The organism is Janthinobacterium sp. PSRC1-1, assembly GCF_049897525.1.
Lineage (GTDB): Bacteria > Pseudomonadota > Gammaproteobacteria > Burkholderiales > Burkholderiaceae_D > Janthinobacterium > Janthinobacterium tructae.
In genome coordinates this window covers 218,005-233,380 of record NZ_JAFCWK010000008.1, presented here as the reverse complement: position 1 = coordinate 233,380, position 15,376 = coordinate 218,005, and the positions used below count along the sequence as shown (strand labels likewise).

At 63.3% G+C, this 15,376-nt stretch carries 16 protein-coding genes; 8 read left to right on the top strand and 8 right to left on the bottom strand.

All coding sequences use genetic code 11. The features are described from left to right. Positions 1 to 38 precede the first annotated feature (38 nt). Genes ACP7DW_RS19255 through argS form a run of 7 tightly spaced genes read right to left on the bottom strand, consistent with a single transcriptional unit; the run spans position 39 to position 6,225 of the window. Complete coding sequence (locus tag ACP7DW_RS19255; RefSeq protein ID WP_426056066.1) at positions 39 to 737, bottom strand: SPOR domain-containing protein; 699 nt, start codon at positions 735 to 737, stop codon at positions 39 to 41. Next, positions 731 to 1,489: a type III pantothenate kinase gene (locus ACP7DW_RS19250; protein ID WP_426056067.1), complete on the bottom strand. Its 759-nt coding sequence runs from the start codon at positions 1,487 to 1,489 to the stop codon at positions 731 to 733. The genes ACP7DW_RS19255 and ACP7DW_RS19250 overlap by 7 nt, the downstream gene beginning before the upstream one ends. Positions 1,490 to 1,493: 4 nt before the next feature. Further along, positions 1,494 to 2,291 carry a biotin--[acetyl-CoA-carboxylase] ligase gene (locus ACP7DW_RS19245; RefSeq protein WP_426056068.1) on the bottom strand — a complete coding sequence of 266 codons (798 nt, stop codon included), beginning with the start codon at positions 2,289 to 2,291 and terminating at the stop codon, positions 1,494 to 1,496. A gap of 10 nt (positions 2,292 to 2,301) precedes the next feature. After that, positions 2,302 to 3,057 (bottom strand): SDR family oxidoreductase, encoded by a 756-nt coding sequence (locus ACP7DW_RS19240; protein ID WP_426056069.1) that lies wholly within the window; start codon positions 3,055 to 3,057, stop codon positions 2,302 to 2,304. Between the two features lie 37 nt (positions 3,058 to 3,094). Then, positions 3,095 to 3,766 (bottom strand): thiol:disulfide interchange protein DsbA/DsbL, encoded by a 672-nt coding sequence (locus ACP7DW_RS19235; protein WP_071079516.1) that lies wholly within the window; start codon positions 3,764 to 3,766, stop codon positions 3,095 to 3,097. A 9-nt stretch (positions 3,767 to 3,775) separates the two neighbouring features. After that, on the bottom strand, positions 3,776 to 4,495 hold the full coding sequence (locus ACP7DW_RS19230; protein WP_426056070.1) for an SPOR domain-containing protein: 720 nt from the start codon (positions 4,493 to 4,495) through the stop codon (positions 3,776 to 3,778). 20 nt (positions 4,496 to 4,515) lie between these two features. Further along, the gene (gene argS, locus ACP7DW_RS19225; protein WP_426056071.1) at positions 4,516 to 6,225 is read right to left on the bottom strand and encodes an arginine--tRNA ligase; all 1,710 of its coding nucleotides are present in this window, start codon (positions 6,223 to 6,225) and stop codon (positions 4,516 to 4,518) included. 376 nt (positions 6,226 to 6,601) lie between these two features. Between argS and rsmB the strand changes: the two genes are divergently transcribed. The 8 genes from rsmB to ACP7DW_RS19185 all read left to right on the top strand — a co-directional run bounded on the left by rsmB (position 6,602) and on the right by ACP7DW_RS19185 (position 14,834). Then, complete coding sequence (rsmB, locus tag ACP7DW_RS19220; RefSeq protein WP_070289970.1) at positions 6,602 to 8,023, top strand: 16S rRNA (cytosine(967)-C(5))-methyltransferase RsmB; 1,422 nt, start codon at positions 6,602 to 6,604, stop codon at positions 8,021 to 8,023. Then, positions 7,995 to 8,627: a DUF4390 domain-containing protein gene (locus ACP7DW_RS19215; RefSeq protein WP_099760727.1), complete on the top strand. Its 633-nt coding sequence runs from the start codon at positions 7,995 to 7,997 to the stop codon at positions 8,625 to 8,627. Before rsmB ends, ACP7DW_RS19215 begins: the two co-directional genes overlap by 29 nt. Beyond that, a complete protein-coding gene (locus ACP7DW_RS19210; protein ID WP_426056072.1) occupies positions 8,627 to 10,924 on the top strand; it encodes a sensor histidine kinase in 2,298 nt (765 codons plus the stop codon). Before ACP7DW_RS19215 ends, ACP7DW_RS19210 begins: the two co-directional genes overlap by 1 nt. A 98-nt stretch (positions 10,925 to 11,022) precedes the next feature. After that, positions 11,023 to 11,742 (top strand): response regulator, encoded by a 720-nt coding sequence (locus ACP7DW_RS19205; protein ID WP_426056073.1) that lies wholly within the window; start codon positions 11,023 to 11,025, stop codon positions 11,740 to 11,742. Beyond that, positions 11,739 to 12,140: a GTPase gene (locus ACP7DW_RS19200; RefSeq protein WP_426056074.1), complete on the top strand. Its 402-nt coding sequence runs from the start codon at positions 11,739 to 11,741 to the stop codon at positions 12,138 to 12,140. Before ACP7DW_RS19205 ends, ACP7DW_RS19200 begins: the two co-directional genes overlap by 4 nt. A 152-nt stretch (positions 12,141 to 12,292) precedes the next feature. Beyond that, positions 12,293 to 12,550, top strand: coding sequence for a BTH_I0359 family protein (locus tag ACP7DW_RS19195; RefSeq protein WP_215405902.1), 258 nt, complete (start codon positions 12,293 to 12,295; stop codon positions 12,548 to 12,550). An 86-nt stretch (positions 12,551 to 12,636) separates the two neighbouring features. Continuing rightward, the gene (locus ACP7DW_RS19190; RefSeq protein WP_426056075.1) at positions 12,637 to 13,416 is read left to right on the top strand and encodes a class II glutamine amidotransferase; all 780 of its coding nucleotides are present in this window, start codon (positions 12,637 to 12,639) and stop codon (positions 13,414 to 13,416) included. A 137-nt stretch (positions 13,417 to 13,553) separates the two neighbouring features. Beyond that, complete coding sequence (locus ACP7DW_RS19185; protein WP_426056076.1) at positions 13,554 to 14,834, top strand: EAL and HDOD domain-containing protein; 1,281 nt, start codon at positions 13,554 to 13,556, stop codon at positions 14,832 to 14,834. 156 nt (positions 14,835 to 14,990) lie between these two features. On the opposite strand, the gene ACP7DW_RS19180 is transcribed toward ACP7DW_RS19185, so the two are convergent. Further along, a complete protein-coding gene (locus tag ACP7DW_RS19180) occupies positions 14,991 to 15,362 on the bottom strand; it encodes an SPW repeat protein (protein WP_298403243.1) in 372 nt (123 codons plus the stop codon). Positions 15,363 to 15,376: the final 14 nt, after the last annotated feature.

Genomic DNA, 15,376 nt, shown 5'->3' with positions numbered 1-15,376 from the left:
CGGCGCAAAGCGCCGTAATCCGACGCGATTGTCAGGTGTCATTTACAGGAGCGTAGTTCCTGCTCTTCGAACTGCTTCGTGATCTCGGCCAGCCGCGCGCGCGTGGCGGCGTCGAGGTCGCGGAACTGGTAAGCGAACTGCTTGCTGGCGCTATAGCGCGGCGCGACGCGGGCGCTGTGCACGCCCTGCTTGTTGAGCGATGCCAGCTGGCTTTGCGCGCTGGTTTCCGACTTGAACACGCCCAGTGAAATGCCCCAGCGCTGCGCGCTGCCTTCATTGATGATGAAGTAATTCTTCACGCCCAGCTGCTTCAATTCGCCGGCCTTGCGCTCGGCGCCTTCCTTGCTGCCCTGCGGCGGGATGTACACCATGTAGCTGGAAATATCCTGGCCGGCCACGTTGCGGCGCGACTGGCGGTCGCCCAGGTCCAGTGCCGCCACTTGCGCTTCGAAGCGGCGCCCTTCGGCCAGCAGGAAATTGCCCACTTCCGTGCAGGCATACGATGGCGGTGGCGCAGGTACGACCGCCGCCGGCGTCGCCCCCTCTTCGGCAGCCGGTGGCGCGGCGGGTGCCGTGGCCTGCTCCTGCGTCAGCAAGGTGAGTTTATTCGCCTGCAGCTGGTTTTTCAGGCGTGCCGGTTCGCGCGTCTCCGTGCGAAAACTGCCCAGATAACCCTGGCCGATGGCCAGGACCAGCAGGTTGACGCCGGCCAGCAGCCAGAAGACGAATTTCAGCATACGTGGTTTCCTTGTATTCCTGCCGCGTCGGCGCGTGCGGATGCCTGCAGGCCGAGCATGACGATATTGTCCACCAGATGCAGCGGTACTGGCAGTGCCAGGGCCGGTGCGATACGCGGCGCGGCGCCGCCTGACAATAAACAGGCACTGGCGCCATGCATGCGCACGGCCCGTTCGATGGCGCCCGCCTGCGCCGCCAGGCAGCCGGAGAGGATGGCGTCGTCCGTGTTGTCGGCAAAGCCGGCCGGCAGCATGGCGTCGCCGGCGATTTGCGGCAGCTGCGCCGTGTTGCGCGCCAGCGAGCTGGCCATCAATCCCAGTCCCGGCAAGATCATCCCGCCGAGGAAAACGCCATCGGCCGTGATGGCGTCGATGGTGGTGGCGGTACCGCAATTGGCGACGATGAGCGCCTGGCCAGGCACCAGTGCGTGCGCGCCGATGGCGGCGGCAAAACGGTCGCAGCCCAGTTGCGACGGCGCGCGGTAGCCATTCGTCAGTCCTGCCAGCTGCGGCCGCGAGACAAAGTCGCAGGGTGCTACCGGCAGCATGGCGCGCAGGCGCATGCCGATGACGCTGCCCGCCACGTTCGACAGCAGCGCGTCGCTGATGGCGAGTGTCTTCCACTGCGCGGCCAGGGTGTCGATCTGCGCATGCGTGACGGTGCCGCTGGCCAGCCAGCCGCCGGCGGCACTGTCGGCGGCCACGAGTGCCCATTTGATGCGCGTATTGCCGGCGTCGATCAGCAGTAGCATGCGCTTACTCCCCGGTCAGGCGCAAGGACACGTCGCCTGACATGATTTCCTGCAGGCCGCCATCGGTGCGCAGCAGCAAACGGCCCAGCTGGTCCACGCCGGCCGCCACGCCTTGCTGCAGCAGCTGGCCGTTGTCGAGGATTTTCACGTGCTGGCCCTGCCATGCATGCAGCGCGTTCCAGCGCTCCGTAAACGGCGCGAAGCCTGTGTCGTCGAATTCGGCCAGCACGCCGGCCAGGCGGCTCAGGAGCGCCGCCACCAGGGTATTGCGCTCCATCTGCGCCAGCCACGGCACGGCCGAGACGCTGCGGCCGATCTGCCGCTCCAGCGCATCGGGCATCAGCAAATTGATGCCGCAGCCGATCACGGCCCACACGCCATTGCCCTCGGGCGCCTGCTGCGTCTCGACGAGAATGCCCGCCAGTTTGTGGCCATCCTTGAGCAGGTCGTTCGGCCATTTCAGCTGCACCGGCACGCCCAGCGCCGTCATGCTTTCGGCCAGCGCCACGCCGACGGCCAGCGGCAGGCCGACCAGCTGATGCAGCGGCCCCTTGAAGCGCCAGGCCAGCGAGAACATCAGGCTGGCGTCCGCCTGCGATACCCACGGCCGCCCGGCACGCCCGCGTCCGGCCGTCTGCTGGCCGGCGATGCGCAGGGTCGGTCCGGCCAGGGTGGCGCAGCGCGCCAGCAGGTCGGCGTTGGTCGATCCCGTTTCGTCGACCACTTCGATGGCCACATGGGAGGCGCCCGTGGCGCAATGGGCGGCGATGGCCGCGCTGTTCAGGTCTGAGTGCTTCGTCATGGTGATGGCTTCAGTTGCGCGCCTTGTGCGGCGCATTCGCGAAGGCCCGGTCGTAGACGGCATTCGGTAGCGCGCGCAGCAGCTTGGCGACGACGCCCATCTGCCACGGGATCACGCGGTAGCTGTCGCCGTCGGCGATGGCGCGCGCGGCGCGCACGGCGAATTTATCGGCCGGCATCAGGAAGGGCATGCGATAGGCGTTGTGGCGCGTCATCGGCGTGTCGATGTAGCCGGGTGTGATGGTGACGACCTTGACGCCGGCCGGCTTGAGTTCCAGGCGCAGCGATTCGCAGTAGCTGATGACGGCCGCCTTCGAGGCGCTGTAGGCTTCGGCGCCGGGCAGGCCGCGGATGCCTACCAGGCGTCCGCTGCCCTGGCTTTTCATGGCGGCGATGAAGGGCGCGAAGGTGGCCACGGTGGCCGTGACGTTGATGGCGATGAGGCGCGCGAAGGCGTCGAGGTCTTCCGCGTGTTCGCTCAAGGTACCGTACGACACGCCGGCGCTGGCGATGACGACGTCGATATGCCCGGCATGGGCGATGAAGTCCTGCGCCGCGCTGTTCAGGGCGGCGTGGTCGCACACATCGACGGCGTAGGCGCGGTGGCGTTCAGGGTGGGGCAGGGAGGCGATCAGTTGCTGCAGGGTGTCGCCGCGGCGCGCCAGCAAGCCCAAATGGGCGCCCTGGCGCGCGTACTGCAGCGCCAGGGCGGCGCCCAGTCCGCTCGACGCGCCCGTGATGAATACGCTGTAAAGCACGCTGTGCATCAGGCGATGCCCGGGCGCGCCAGGGAAGTGGCCATGCTTATTTCTTTTCCGCTTTGGCTTTCGCAAGCAGCACGTCCATCACGGTCAGTGCCTGGGCGTTCAGCTGCTCTTCGTTCTTGGCCGACTTGCTGCCTTGATCGGCTTGCGAAGGCGAGGTGATGTAGCGGCCGTCGATGGCGATCATGGGCCAGAACGTCACGTTATAGCCCTGCATCATGGCGTCCGCCCGGCGCACGCGGGCCGAGACGCCCATCGAACGGTAGGTGTCTATGAACTTCTGGCGGTCCACGCCCTGCCTGGCGACGAAGTCGAAGACGGCGTCGTCGGTGGCCAGGCGGTTGCGCTCCACGTGCATGGCGTGGAAGACGCCGGTGTGCAGCTTGTCGAGCAGGCCCATGGCTTGCAGGGTGAAGAACAGCCGCTGCTGCGGCGTCACGCTGTCATCGCGCGACACGTGCACGCGCTTGAAGACGATGTTGTCGCCCTGTTTCTTGACCCAGGCCGCCAGTTGCGGTTCGAGCACATTGCAATGCGGGCAGTAATATGCGAAAAATTCCGTCACTTCGATTTTCTTGCCCGCTTCCGTCGCCTGCGGCGTGGCCAGGGTGTCGTATTCGACGCCGTTCTTCGGCTCGGCCGGCGAGGCCGATGCGCCCAGGGCAACGGTGCACAGGGCGGCGGCGAACAGGATTTTCTTCAGAAAACGCATGCTGGTTCCTTATTTTTGGTTGCGCACGACGGCGACATCGATGCCGTTTTCAGACAGTTTGGTGCGCGCGCGGTTCATCGCTTCGAGCTGGTTGAACGGCCCGATGCGCACACGGTGCAGCACGCCGGCATCGGTGCTGCGGTCGCTGATGGCCGCTTCGAAGCCGAGCAGCGCCAGTTTGCCGCGCGTGCTTTCGGCGTCCGACATATCGTGGAAGGCACCGGCCTGCAGATAATAAATCCATTTGTCGCTGGCGGCATCGGCCTTGGCTTCGGCTTTCACGTCGGCCTTGGCTTGCGGCGCTGGCGCTGCTGCCGCCGGCGTTTTCGGCGCCGGCTTGTCCTTCAATGTACCGATGAGTTCCTGCAGCGCGTCCGGCGGCGGTGCCTTCGGCTGCTGCGCGGGAGCGGGTGCCGGCGCGACTGGCTGCGTCGGCGCGACGATCTCGCGCGGCTCCTTGGAGAAGTCGCGCGCCGCTTCCTTGGCCGCTTCCTTGTTGCCGTACATCGGCTTGTTCGGGTCGGCGATCTGGCCGGCCGTCGGTTCGGCCGATTTTCCGGCGCGGCCCGACTTGTCGGTGAAGGGCGAGGCGCCCTTGGTGATCACCAGAGCGACCACCACGGCGATACCCAGGCCGATGACCAGGCCGATGATGATGCCGACCAGCGTGTTGCCCTGCTGGCGCCGGGTCGAAGAGAAGCGGGAGGCGTGGGGGGAAGCGTGACTCATTGACGGTTGGACCTTCGCGATTACATTTTGTTTGGCGCGGATACGCCGATCAGTGCCAGGCCGTTGCGCAGCACCTGGCGCGCGGCGATGACGAGGGCCAGGCGGGCCATCTTGACGGCGTCATCCTCGACCAGCACTTTTTCGGCGAAGTAGAAGCTGTGCAGGTTGGCGGCCAGGTCGCGCAGGTAGAAGGCGACTTGGTGCGGTCCCAGTTCGGCTTGCGCGCGCGCCAGCGTTTCCGGGTAGGCTGCCAGGGTCGCCAGCAGGGTCGCTTCGGTCGGCGCCGTCAGTGGGGACAAATCGACGCCGGCGACCGTGCTCTCATCACCGCCCCAGTTTTCCAGGATGCGGCAGATGCGCGCATGCGCGTACTGCACGTAATACACCGGGTTTTCATCGGTGGTTTTCAGCGCCACGTCGACGTCGAAAACGAATTCCGTGTCGGCCTTGCGCGAGATCAGGAAGAAGCGCACGGCGTCGCGGCCTTTGGCGATGTCGCCGCCGCCCGACCATTCGATCAGGTCGCGCACGGTCACGTAGGAGCCGGCGCGCTTGGAAATCTTGACTTCTTCGCCGTCCTTCATGACGGTGACCATCTTGTGCAGCACGTAGTCGGGGTAGCCTTGCGGGATGCCCATGTCGACCGCCTGCAGGCCGGCGCGCACGCGCGCGATGGTGCCGTGGTGGTCGCTGCCCTGGATATTGATGGCCTGCACGAAGCCGCGCTGCCATTTCACCAGGTGATATGCGACGTCCGGCACGAAATACGTGTAGGTGCCGTCCGTCTTGCGCATGACGCGGTCCTTGTCATCGCCGAAGTCGGTGGTGCGCAGCCACAGCGCGCCATCCTGCTCATAGGTGTGGCCCGCCTTGATCAAGGTGTCCACCGCGCTGTTGACCTTGCCGTCCGCGTACAGCGACGATTCCAGGTAGTAATTGTCGAATTTCACGCCGAAGGCCTGCAAGTCGATATCCTGCTCGTTGCGCAGGTAGGTGACGGCGAACGGGCGGATCGAATCGATGTCGTCGATGTTGCCGTTGGCCGTGGCGGGCAAGCCATCGCTGGCCGACACGGTCTTGCCGGCCTTGAAGTCGTTGGCGATATCGGCGATGTAGTCGCCGTTGTAGGCCGGCTCCGGCCATTCGGCGTCGCCCGGCTTGAAGCCGCGCGCGCGCGCCTGCACGGAATTGGCCAGGGTCTGGATCTGCACGCCCGCGTCGTTATAGTAGAACTCGCGCGTCACCTGGTAGCCTTGCGCGTCGAACAGCGACGACAGGGCGTCGCCCAGCGCTGCCTGGCGGCCGTGGCCCACGTGCAGCGGACCGGTCGGGTTGGCCGAGACGAATTCCAGGATGACTTGCTTGCCGGCGCCTGCCGTGCTGCGGCCATAGCTGTCGGCTTCGCTCAGGATGGCTTTCACCACGGCCTGCTTGGCGGCGTTTGACACGCGCACGTTGATGAAGCCGGGACCGGCGATTTCCACTGCCTCGACCAGGCCCTTGCCGGCCGGATTGGCCAGCACGGCGCTGACGATGGTTTGCGCCAGTTCGCGGGGATTCTGTTTCAGCTGCTTGGCCAGTTGCATGGCGATGTTGCAGGCGACGTCGCCATGCGATGCGTCGCGTGGTCGCTCGAGCACCACGGATGGCGCAAGCGTAGTGCCGGCCAGGACGGGAGCGAGGGCGGCCTGGAACAGGGCGATGATTTCTTGTTTCTGTTGGGCGAGCATGAGCAGGATGGCGGCGTAACCGCGTTAAGAATGAATAGAATGAATCAAAAAGCAAAACGGACGGCAAGTACCCAAGCCGCCCAGACTGCGTCAATTATACTGGTTTGCCGGCGGGAACAATACGCTTGCCGGCAAGGTCCCCGTGCCGGCGCATTTCACGATATTATCAGGACAACATGCCCATGTTGGTGCATGAAAACATCAGCATGGCGCATTCTGCTTGTATATATGCAGTTTTTTGCCGCAATTTACAGCTATCGCTGCAATCGCTTGGGCCAGAGAGCGCCACAAACGCTACAATCGACCCTTTATTGATAACGCGCGGCCGCGACTTTGCCACCATGCAGCCCACCGCGCGCAGCCACACCGGATAACTATGAACAAGCGCCCCACGCTGAAATTGAAAACCAAGCCGGCGCCAGGCCAGGCGCCTGCCGCACCGAAATTGCGTCCCAGCTACCATCCCGACCTGAAACCGGTCTTGCAGCCAGGCTTCCAACCCGATTTGCGCGCCGACTCGCTGGCGTTTTGCCTGCTGGGCGCCGCCAATGCCGTGGCGCAAGTGCGCACGGGCACGGCCCTGCCGCAGGCGCTGGCCAAGGTGTTTGCGCAATCGAACGCCAGCCCGCAGGCGCGCGGCGCCATCCAGGATATTTCCTACCGTACCATGCGCCAACTTGGCCGCAGCGAAACCCTGGTCGGCCTGATGACGTCGAAGGCGCCCGAGCCGCCGATGCTGGCCGCGCTGCTGTGCTGCGCGTTGTCGCTGATGTCGGCCGAGCCGGGCGAGCAGCCGTACGAAGAATTTACCGTTGTCGACCAGGCTGTCACGGTGGCCACCTCGCACCCTGACCTGGCGCATGCCAAGGGCATGGTGAATGCCGTGTTGCGGCGTTTCTTGCGCGAGCGCAAGTCCTTGCTGGAAGCGGCCCTGCAGCAACCATTGGCGCAATGGAATTATCCCCAATGGTGGATCGATTCGCTGCGCCTGGCTTACCCGCGCGACTGGCAAGCCATTCTGACGGCCGGCAATGCCGTGCCGCCATTGACCCTGCGCGTGAATCGCCGCAAGAGCACGGTCGAAGCGTATCTGGCTGTGTTGCAGGAAGCGGGTATCGCGGCGCGCCAGGTGGGACCGTTTGCCGTGCGCCTGGACAAGCCGATCGGCGTGGCGCTGATCCCCGGCTTCGAGCAGGGCGTCGTCTCCGTACAGGATGCTGGCGCGCAACTGGCCGCGCCGCTGCTGGATTTGCAAGACGGCATGCGCGTGCTGGACGCCTGCGCGGCGCCCGGCGGCAAGACCTGCCACATCCTCGAACTGGCCGACGTGCACGTGACGGCCATCGATGCGGACGCCAAGCGCTTGCCGCGCATCGCGGAAAACCTCGAGCGCCTGGGCCTGGACGCGACCTTGAAGGCGCAGGATGCGCAATCGAGCGCGTGGTGGGACGGCCAGCAGTACGACCGCATCCTGGCCGACGTGCCGTGCACGGCCTCGGGCATCGTGCGCCGCCATCCCGACATTCGCTGGTTGCGCCGCAAGGGCGACGCGTTCCAACTTGCAACACTTTCCTCCAAAATTCTGGACAACCTGTGGCAGATGCTGCGCCCCGATGGTAAATTGCTATTCGTGACATGTTCACTATGGCCGCAAGAGTCCGAGGCACAGGCGGCAGCATTTGCGGTGCGCAATAATGCGACCCGCTTGACAGCGCCTGGCCAACTGTTGCCGACTGGCAGCGCGGAGCAGGACCATGACGGTTTGTTCTATGCGCTATTCCAAAAAAATGCGGCTTGAGCGATTCGTCGCACCTTTTCCTACGGACACCACCGGCACACTTGTGACAACACGACTCTTCCGACTCCTGGCCCTGCTGCTGATGCTGGCATGTACCATGCCGCGCGCGCAAGCCGCCGACATGGTCGAGATCACCCGCGCCTACATCGAGTCGAGCGAAGAGGGCTACAAGCTGGCCGCCACCTACTCCTTCGATCTCAATCACGACCTCGATGATGCTGTGCAGCATGGCGTGCCGCTGTTTTTCACGACAGAAATCGAACTGACCCGGCCCCGCTGGTACTGGTTTGATGAAAAGGCCATCGTGGCGCGCCAGACCAGCCGGCTGTCGTACAACGTGCTCACGCGCCAGTATCATGTGTCGGGCGGCGGCTTGCAGCAAAGCTTCCCCACGCTCGACGACGCGCTGTTCCTGATCCGCCGACCCAGCCGCTGGCTGGTGGCGCCGCGCGGCGCGCTGAAAGTGGGGCAGACGTATAACGTCACCTTGCGCATGGGCATGGACCGCGACTACCTGCCCAAGCCGATACAGGTCAATGCCTTCAATAACAGCGACTGGCGCCTGGCTTCGAATAAAAAAACCTTCTTGTATACGGCGGAGTAGTGAGTCAAGCATTGCGCTATCTGCTGGTGGTGGGCGGCGGCATTGTCAGTATCCTGCTGTTCCTGCTGGCGTCGGCTTCCGACAATTCCGGCTTTTTCGACCGTTATTACACCTGGCTGCTGGGTCTGAACGCCGCCGTGGCCGTATCGCTGCTGACGCTGGTGGGTATTTCCCTGGGCCGTCTGTATGTGCGCTACAAGAGCGGCAAGTTCGGCTCCAAGCTGATGACACGTCTGGTGATGCTGTTCGCCGCCGTCGGCATCCTGCCGGGTCTGGTGATTTTTCTTGTCTCTGTGCAATTTGTGTCCCACTCCATCGAATCCTGGTTCAACGTCAAGATCGAAGCGGCGCTGGAATCGGGGATTGAGCTGGGCCGCGCCGGCCTCGATGCCGCCTTGGTCGAGCTGGACCACCGGGGTCACAAGGCGGTCGCGGAACTGGGCACCGATCCGGTGGCCGGTCCGGCCGTGCTGACCAGCCTGCTGCGCGAAGAAGGCATGCAAAATGTCATGGTTGTCAGCGGCGACGGCGTGCTGCTGGCCAGCGCCGGGCCGCACAGCGCGGCCGACTTGCCCACGCCGGCCATGCTGGTGCAGGCCGCCTCGCCGGCCGGTTATGCCTCCGCCGAAGGGGGCCAGGAGTTGCACGACGATGGCACGGAGTCGGGTGGCGGCGGTTTCCGCGCGGGTACGCCGGCGTCGCTGGAAACGGTGACCAGCCTGCGTCTGCGCGTGCTCGTGCCCGTGCCCGGTCCCTCCGTCTCGCCGCGCTACCTGCAATTGCTGCAATCGGCGCCGCCCAAGCTGGCGACGAATGGCGAGGTGCTGCGCGCCGCCTACAGCGAATACAAGGAACGTTTCGTCGCGCGCGTGGGCTTGCGCAAGATGTACATGGAAATCCTCACCTTGACCTTGCTGCTGGCCATTTTTGGCGCCATCGGCAGCGCTTTCCTGATCGCGGGCAATTTGGCCGAGCCCCTGCTGCTGCTGGCAGAAGGCACGCGCGCCGTGGCCGAGGGCGACCTGTCGCCGCGCCCCATCGTCGCCACCAAGGATGAACTGGGCACCTTGACGCAGTCGTTCAACATCATGACGCGCCAGTTGCTCGATGCGCGCACGGCCGTGGAAAGCAACCGCGCCGCGCTGCAAAACGCCAAGGCCCACCTGGAATCGGTGCTGGCGAACATGTCGGCCGGCGTGATGGTGCTCGACGGCGATTTCAAATTGGTGACGTGCAATGAATCGGTCGAGCGCATCTTGCAGCATTCGGGCATGAGCATCGTGGGGCAGCCGCTGGCGCATATTGCTGGAATGGAAGAGTTTGGCGGCGCCATCATCAGCGCCTTCACGGCGCAAAGCGCGCAATCGGCGTCGGGCCGCAACCAGCAGCGCCTGCACTGGCAGCGCCAGATCGAGATTCCGCGCCGCCTGGGCAGCAGTGCCGACGAGCATGACATCACCCTGCTGGCGCGCGGTTCGCGCTTGCCGCTGGAGTCCGGCAGCGGCTACATCGTCGTCTTCGATGATATTTCCGACGTCATTTCCGCGCAGCGCTCGATCGCCTGGGGCGAGGTGGCGCGCCGCCTGGCGCATGAAATCAAGAACCCGCTCACGCCCATCCAGCTGTCGGCCGAGCGCCTCCAGATGAAGCTCGAAGGCAAGCTGGAGCAGCCCGATGCGGACTTGCTCAACCGCGCCACCACCACCATCGTCAAGCAGGTCGATGCGATGAAGCGCATGGTCGATGACTTCCGCGACTATGCGCGCACGCCGCCGGCCGTGCTCACGCCGTTGCGCCTGAACGAACTGATCGAAGAGATCCTGAACCTGTACCTGCGCGGCGATGATGGCGACATCATCCACCCGCAACTGGCGCCGAATCTGCCGATGGTGATGGGCGATCCGACCCAGTTGCGCCAGGTGATCCATAACTTGCTGCAGAACGCGCAGGACGCCATGGCCGACCTGCCGCCGGACTCGCCGCATCCGCGGATTGACGTAAGGACGGAAGCAATTCATTATCGCAGTGCGGACGGCGGCGTGAATATTGCCGTACGGCTGGCCATCACCGACAATGGCCCTGGTTTCGCGCCAAAAATCCTGGCGCGCGCCTTCGAACCCTATGTGACGTCGAAGGCGCGCGGCACGGGATTGGGCCTGGCGATGGTCAAGAAAATTATCGATGAACATGGCGGACGCATCGACATCGAGAACCGGGTCGACGGCAATGGCGCTTCGGTGGTCATTTTGCTGTTAAAGTTAGCTCCCGACACTCCTGCCCAGGAATTTCTGGCGTGAGGGTCTGGTTTAGTATTTAAAACACTAATAAAATCATAGCTGTCCGCCGTGTGCATCTTGTGCGCGACGGCCGGCGAAATGAGGAAGGCAAGACACGAATGGCAAACATACTCGTAGTGGATGATGAAATGGGTATCCGTGAGTTGCTCTCGGAAATTCTGGGCGACGAAGGGCATGCTATCCAGCTGGCCGAAAATGCGCAGCAGGCGCGTGAAGCGCGTGCCGCCGGTGCGCCGGATCTGGTATTGCTCGATATCTGGATGCCCGACACGGACGGCGTGACCTTGCTCAAGGAATGGCAGCGCGACGGCTTGCTGACCATGCCGGTGATCATGATGTCGGGCCACGCCACCATCGATACGGCGGTGGAGGCGACGCGCATCGGTGCCATGAACTTCCTGGAAAAACCGATTGCCCTGCAAAAACTGCTGAAGGCAGTCCAGCAAGGCTTGACGCGGGCACAGGAAACCGTGCGCGCACCGAGCGTGGCGCCGCGTCCCGTGGCACCCGTGGTGGTCGAGGAAAGCAGCCATCCCGTGCCCAGCTTTGGCGGCAGCGCGCCGCAGCAGCTGATGGTACGCCCGGGCATCGCGCTACCGGCGGTGGCCGAAGGGCATGGCTACAACCTGTCGTTCGACTTGCCGCTGCGCGAGGCGCGCGACGCGTTTGAGCGCATGTATTTCGAACACCACCTGGGCCGCGAAGGCGGCAGCATGACCCGCGTGGCGGAAAAAACAGGCCTGGAGCGCACCCATTTGTACCGCAAGCTGAAACAGTTGGGCGTCGAACCGGGCAAGCTGGCCAAGAAAAACCTGTGACGGCAGCCGTGCGGCGTCCGACACCGCTGACCCTGGTCAGCGGTGGACGCGCCGCCGGGCGCGAGGCCGCCATCGCGCAAGCGTTGGCGCCTGGCGAGCCGGCCGCCGTGATCCTTGAGGGTCTCGCTGACGGCAACGCCATCCTGGCCGACCTGGCCGGGCAAGCTTCCCCTTCTTCCTCGTTTCCATTGCAACTGTTACGCATCGCGCCTGGTTGCCTGTGCTGCAGCGGCAATCTCGTATTGCGTGTAACATTGAATCGTCTGCTGCGCCATCCTCCCGCGCGCTTGTTCATCAGCCTGGCCGATGCCACGCACATCGAACAATTGCGCGCCTGGCTCACTGCCAGTCCCTACGACGTCCTGCTGGCGCTGCAAGCCGACATCGTGCTTTCCTGACGATTTCCCGATCGACTTACCGCAGTCGCAGTTTGCATCTCGTTACAACTCTGTAGCCCGCCCGGTGGCATGGCGCTTGAAATGGCGCCGTATCAGCCCCACCTCTGTTCTGAAACCGCAGGAGGCTCTCCTGCTTGAGCGAAGGATGCAAAATGAACCTGATCTATAACAGCGAACAATACAGCGTCGTGGAATTCGGCGCCGACGTCGACCTGGAAGCCCTGCGCTTTGGCGGCTATGAAATCGTCGACAAGGGCGGCAAACGCGAGACGTTTATCGCCGGCATCCTTGCGCAACACTTCCGCCGCGACGTCACGGAATTGATCGCCAGCGAACCCAGCATGGAAGAGATCGATGAATTTTTGGGCAGCTACGATTCCCTCATGAGCCAGCCGGTCCTGTTGCACTGACAGTGGCTGTCTGATGGTGCTCGCCACCATACCAATCCGCCAGGCGGCGTGGTATGGTGGCCGTGTTATCCAGCTGCAAACAGACCATGTGCCAACTTCTCGGAATGAATTGCAATGTCCCCACGGACATTGTCTTTAGTTTTACCGGCTTCGCCATGCGCGGCGGCCATACCGATACCCACCATGACGGCTGGGGCATCGCCTTTTTCGAGGGCGCCGGCGTGCGCCATTTCGTCGACCACCAGGCGGCCATCGCCTCGCCCGTGGCCGAACTGATCAAACGCTATCCCATCAAGTCGCGCAATGTCATCGCGCATATCCGCAAGGCCACGCAAGGCCAGGTGGCGCTGGAAAATTGCCACCCGTTCGTGCGCGAACTGTGGGGCCGCTACTGGGTGTTCGCCCACAATGGCGATTTGAAGGAATTCAACCCCGTGCTGACGGGCAGTTACCGCCCTGTCGGCTGCACGGACAGCGAACTGGCTTTCTGCTATCTGCTGCAGCAATTGCATGCGCGTTTTGGCGATGCTCCGCCGGCCTTGCCGCAACTGCATGCCGCGCTGGCGGAATTGTTGCCCAGCATCGCCGCCCACGGCACGTTCAACATGATGCTGTCGAGCGGCGAGGCGCTGTTTGCCCATTGCTCGACCAGCTTGCACTATCTGGTGCGACAACATCCGTTTCCAACTGCTAAACTCTCCGATGAAGACCTGAGCGTGGACTTTTCCCAGGTGACGACGCCCCAGGACCGCGTGGCCGTGATCGTTACCCAGCCGCTGACGACGAATGAGCAGTGGACGGCGTTTGCGCCCGGTGAATTGAAATTATTTATCGACGGGATGGTGCAAGACACGCCAGTGGCTTAATTTGTTGACGACAATACGCTGGATTGCTGCCAAAATACCCACAGCGCGGGCGAAATTCAGCTAAAGTATTGTCAATAGTGAACCTTGATGCGGGCACCGCGCGGCCGGTGTCACTCGACCTGATTGATGAAGACTTAATGATCGATATTTCCAGCAACGACATCACCCCGAAACCCTTGCGCGTGCGCGAGTTCTATCTGGGTCGACAACCTATCCTCGACCGCAACCAGGCCCTGTTCGGCTATGAGTTGCTATTCCGCAACGCTCCGGTCGGCCCCGCCAACATTACCAGCGACCTGTCCGCCACGGCGTCCGTCATCGCCCACGCTTCCCAGCTGGGGATGGAAAAGGTCATCGGCGACGCGCTCGGTTTCGTCAACGTCGATGCCGACGTGATCATGAGCGACATCTTCGTTTTCCTGCCGCGTGAAAAAGTCGTGCTGGAAATCGTCGAATCGATGCCCGTCACGCCGGAAGTGCGCGCGCGCATCAGCGAACTGGTGGGCCATGGTTTTACTTTCGCGCTGGAAAACGTGGTGGCCGATACGGCGCAAGTGCAGGAATTGTTGCCGCTGGTGCAGTACGTCAAGATGGACATGAGCACGGTCGACCCGAAAGTGCTGGCAGCGCTGGCGCCCCGTTTCAAGCGGGAAAACAAGAAACTGGTGGCGGAAAAGGTCGAAACGCGCGAAGAATTCAAGTCGGGCCTGGACCTGGGCTTCGATTATTTCCAGGGGTATTATTTCGCCAAGCCCGCCATCATGACGGGCAAGAAGCTGTCGCCGTCGCAACTGGCCGTCATGGAACTGATGACCCTGGTCACCTCCGACGCCGACAACATGGATATCGAGCGCGCCATCAAGCGCGATGTGTCGCTGGCTTTGAACCTGTTGCGGTTGGTGAATACACCGGCCGTGGGCGCGCGCCAGCGCATCGATTCGCTGAGCCAGGCCGTTACCGTGCTGGGCCGTCGCCAGCTGCAGCGCTGGCTGCAAATCATGCTGTATGCGGAGCCAAGCAAGCGCGGCCATAGCATGACGCCGCTGCTGATGCTGGCCACCACGCGCGGCCGTTTGCTCGAATTGCTCGCGCATAAACTGCGCCCGAACCAGTCCCATTCGGCCGATATCGCCTTTACGGTCGGCATCATGTCCCTGATGGATACCCTGTTCGGCGTGCCGATGTCGGAAATCCTCAGCCAGATCGAAGTGATCGACGAAGTGGCCGAAGCGCTGCTGTCGCGCGAAGGCTTCTACGGCGACCTGCTGCGCCTGGCCGAATGCATCGAACGCATCGAAGACATGGAAGGCGAGATCGTGCCGACCTTGCGCGACTTGGCCATGTCGCCGGACGACCTGGTGGAGCTGGAAATGGCCGCCTACGAATGGAGCGACAACGTCGTACGATACGCGCTGTAGGTCGGATTAGGCCCAAAGGGCCGTAATCCGACAACATTGTTGACGCTGACTGTGCTGGTGTCGGATTACGCGCAAGCGCTAATCCGACCTACCCGCTGTCGTAGCATCCCTTAAAAAGCCCTGCACGGCGATGCCGTGACAGGGCTTTTTACGCCGCTACGCGGCCGCACCTGGCCAGTGCTTGTGCAGCTCGGGATCGGTGCGCAATTCCCACAGGGCCAGCACGACGACGGCGATGCCGACGAGCAACTCGTTCCACAGGACGACGCGCTGTTCGGCCAGCCGCAAGATCCACGGCGAGGCGGCGACCCAGACGCCCACCAGCAGGTTGACGACGACGGCCCAGAAATACGTCTTGTACAGATCGAAGGCGGCCAGCACGGCGATCACCAGGCCCGAGACAAAGGCGTTGAGCATCTGCGGCGAGCCTTCGGGATAGGAAAAGGCCCAGGGCGAGACGAGCAGCCACAGGCCCAGCAGCAGGATCACTTGATCTTGCCAGCGTTTCAGTTTGAATTTACTTGCCATATATCCTCCTTAGC

Coding starts and splice junctions, on each gene's coding strand:
- argS (WP_426056071.1), bottom strand. CDS start 6,225: ATGCTCGCCCAACAGAAACAAGAAATCATCGCCCTGTTCCAGGCCGCC.
- ACP7DW_RS19230 (WP_426056070.1), bottom strand. CDS start 4,495: ATGAGTCACGCTTCCCCCCACGCCTCCCGCTTCTCTTCGACCCGGCGC.
- ACP7DW_RS19180 (WP_298403243.1), bottom strand. CDS start 15,362: ATGGCAAGTAAATTCAAACTGAAACGCTGGCAAGATCAAGTGATCCTG.
- ACP7DW_RS19195 (WP_215405902.1), top strand. CDS start 12,293: ATGAACCTGATCTATAACAGCGAACAATACAGCGTCGTGGAATTCGGC.
- ACP7DW_RS19250 (WP_426056067.1), bottom strand. CDS start 1,489: ATGCTACTGCTGATCGACGCCGGCAATACGCGCATCAAATGGGCACTC.
- ACP7DW_RS19245 (WP_426056068.1), bottom strand. CDS start 2,291: ATGACGAAGCACTCAGACCTGAACAGCGCGGCCATCGCCGCCCATTGC.
- ACP7DW_RS19190 (WP_426056075.1), top strand. CDS start 12,637: ATGTGCCAACTTCTCGGAATGAATTGCAATGTCCCCACGGACATTGTC.
- ACP7DW_RS19235 (WP_071079516.1), bottom strand. CDS start 3,766: ATGCGTTTTCTGAAGAAAATCCTGTTCGCCGCCGCCCTGTGCACCGTT.
- ACP7DW_RS19205 (WP_426056073.1), top strand. CDS start 11,023: ATGGCAAACATACTCGTAGTGGATGATGAAATGGGTATCCGTGAGTTG.
- ACP7DW_RS19215 (WP_099760727.1), top strand. CDS start 7,995: ATGCGCTATTCCAAAAAAATGCGGCTTGAGCGATTCGTCGCACCTTTT.
- ACP7DW_RS19255 (WP_426056066.1), bottom strand. CDS start 737: ATGCTGAAATTCGTCTTCTGGCTGCTGGCCGGCGTCAACCTGCTGGTC.
- ACP7DW_RS19240 (WP_426056069.1), bottom strand. CDS start 3,057: ATGCACAGCGTGCTTTACAGCGTATTCATCACGGGCGCGTCGAGCGGA.
- ACP7DW_RS19185 (WP_426056076.1), top strand. CDS start 13,554: ATGATCGATATTTCCAGCAACGACATCACCCCGAAACCCTTGCGCGTG.
- rsmB (WP_070289970.1), top strand. CDS start 6,602: ATGAACAAGCGCCCCACGCTGAAATTGAAAACCAAGCCGGCGCCAGGC.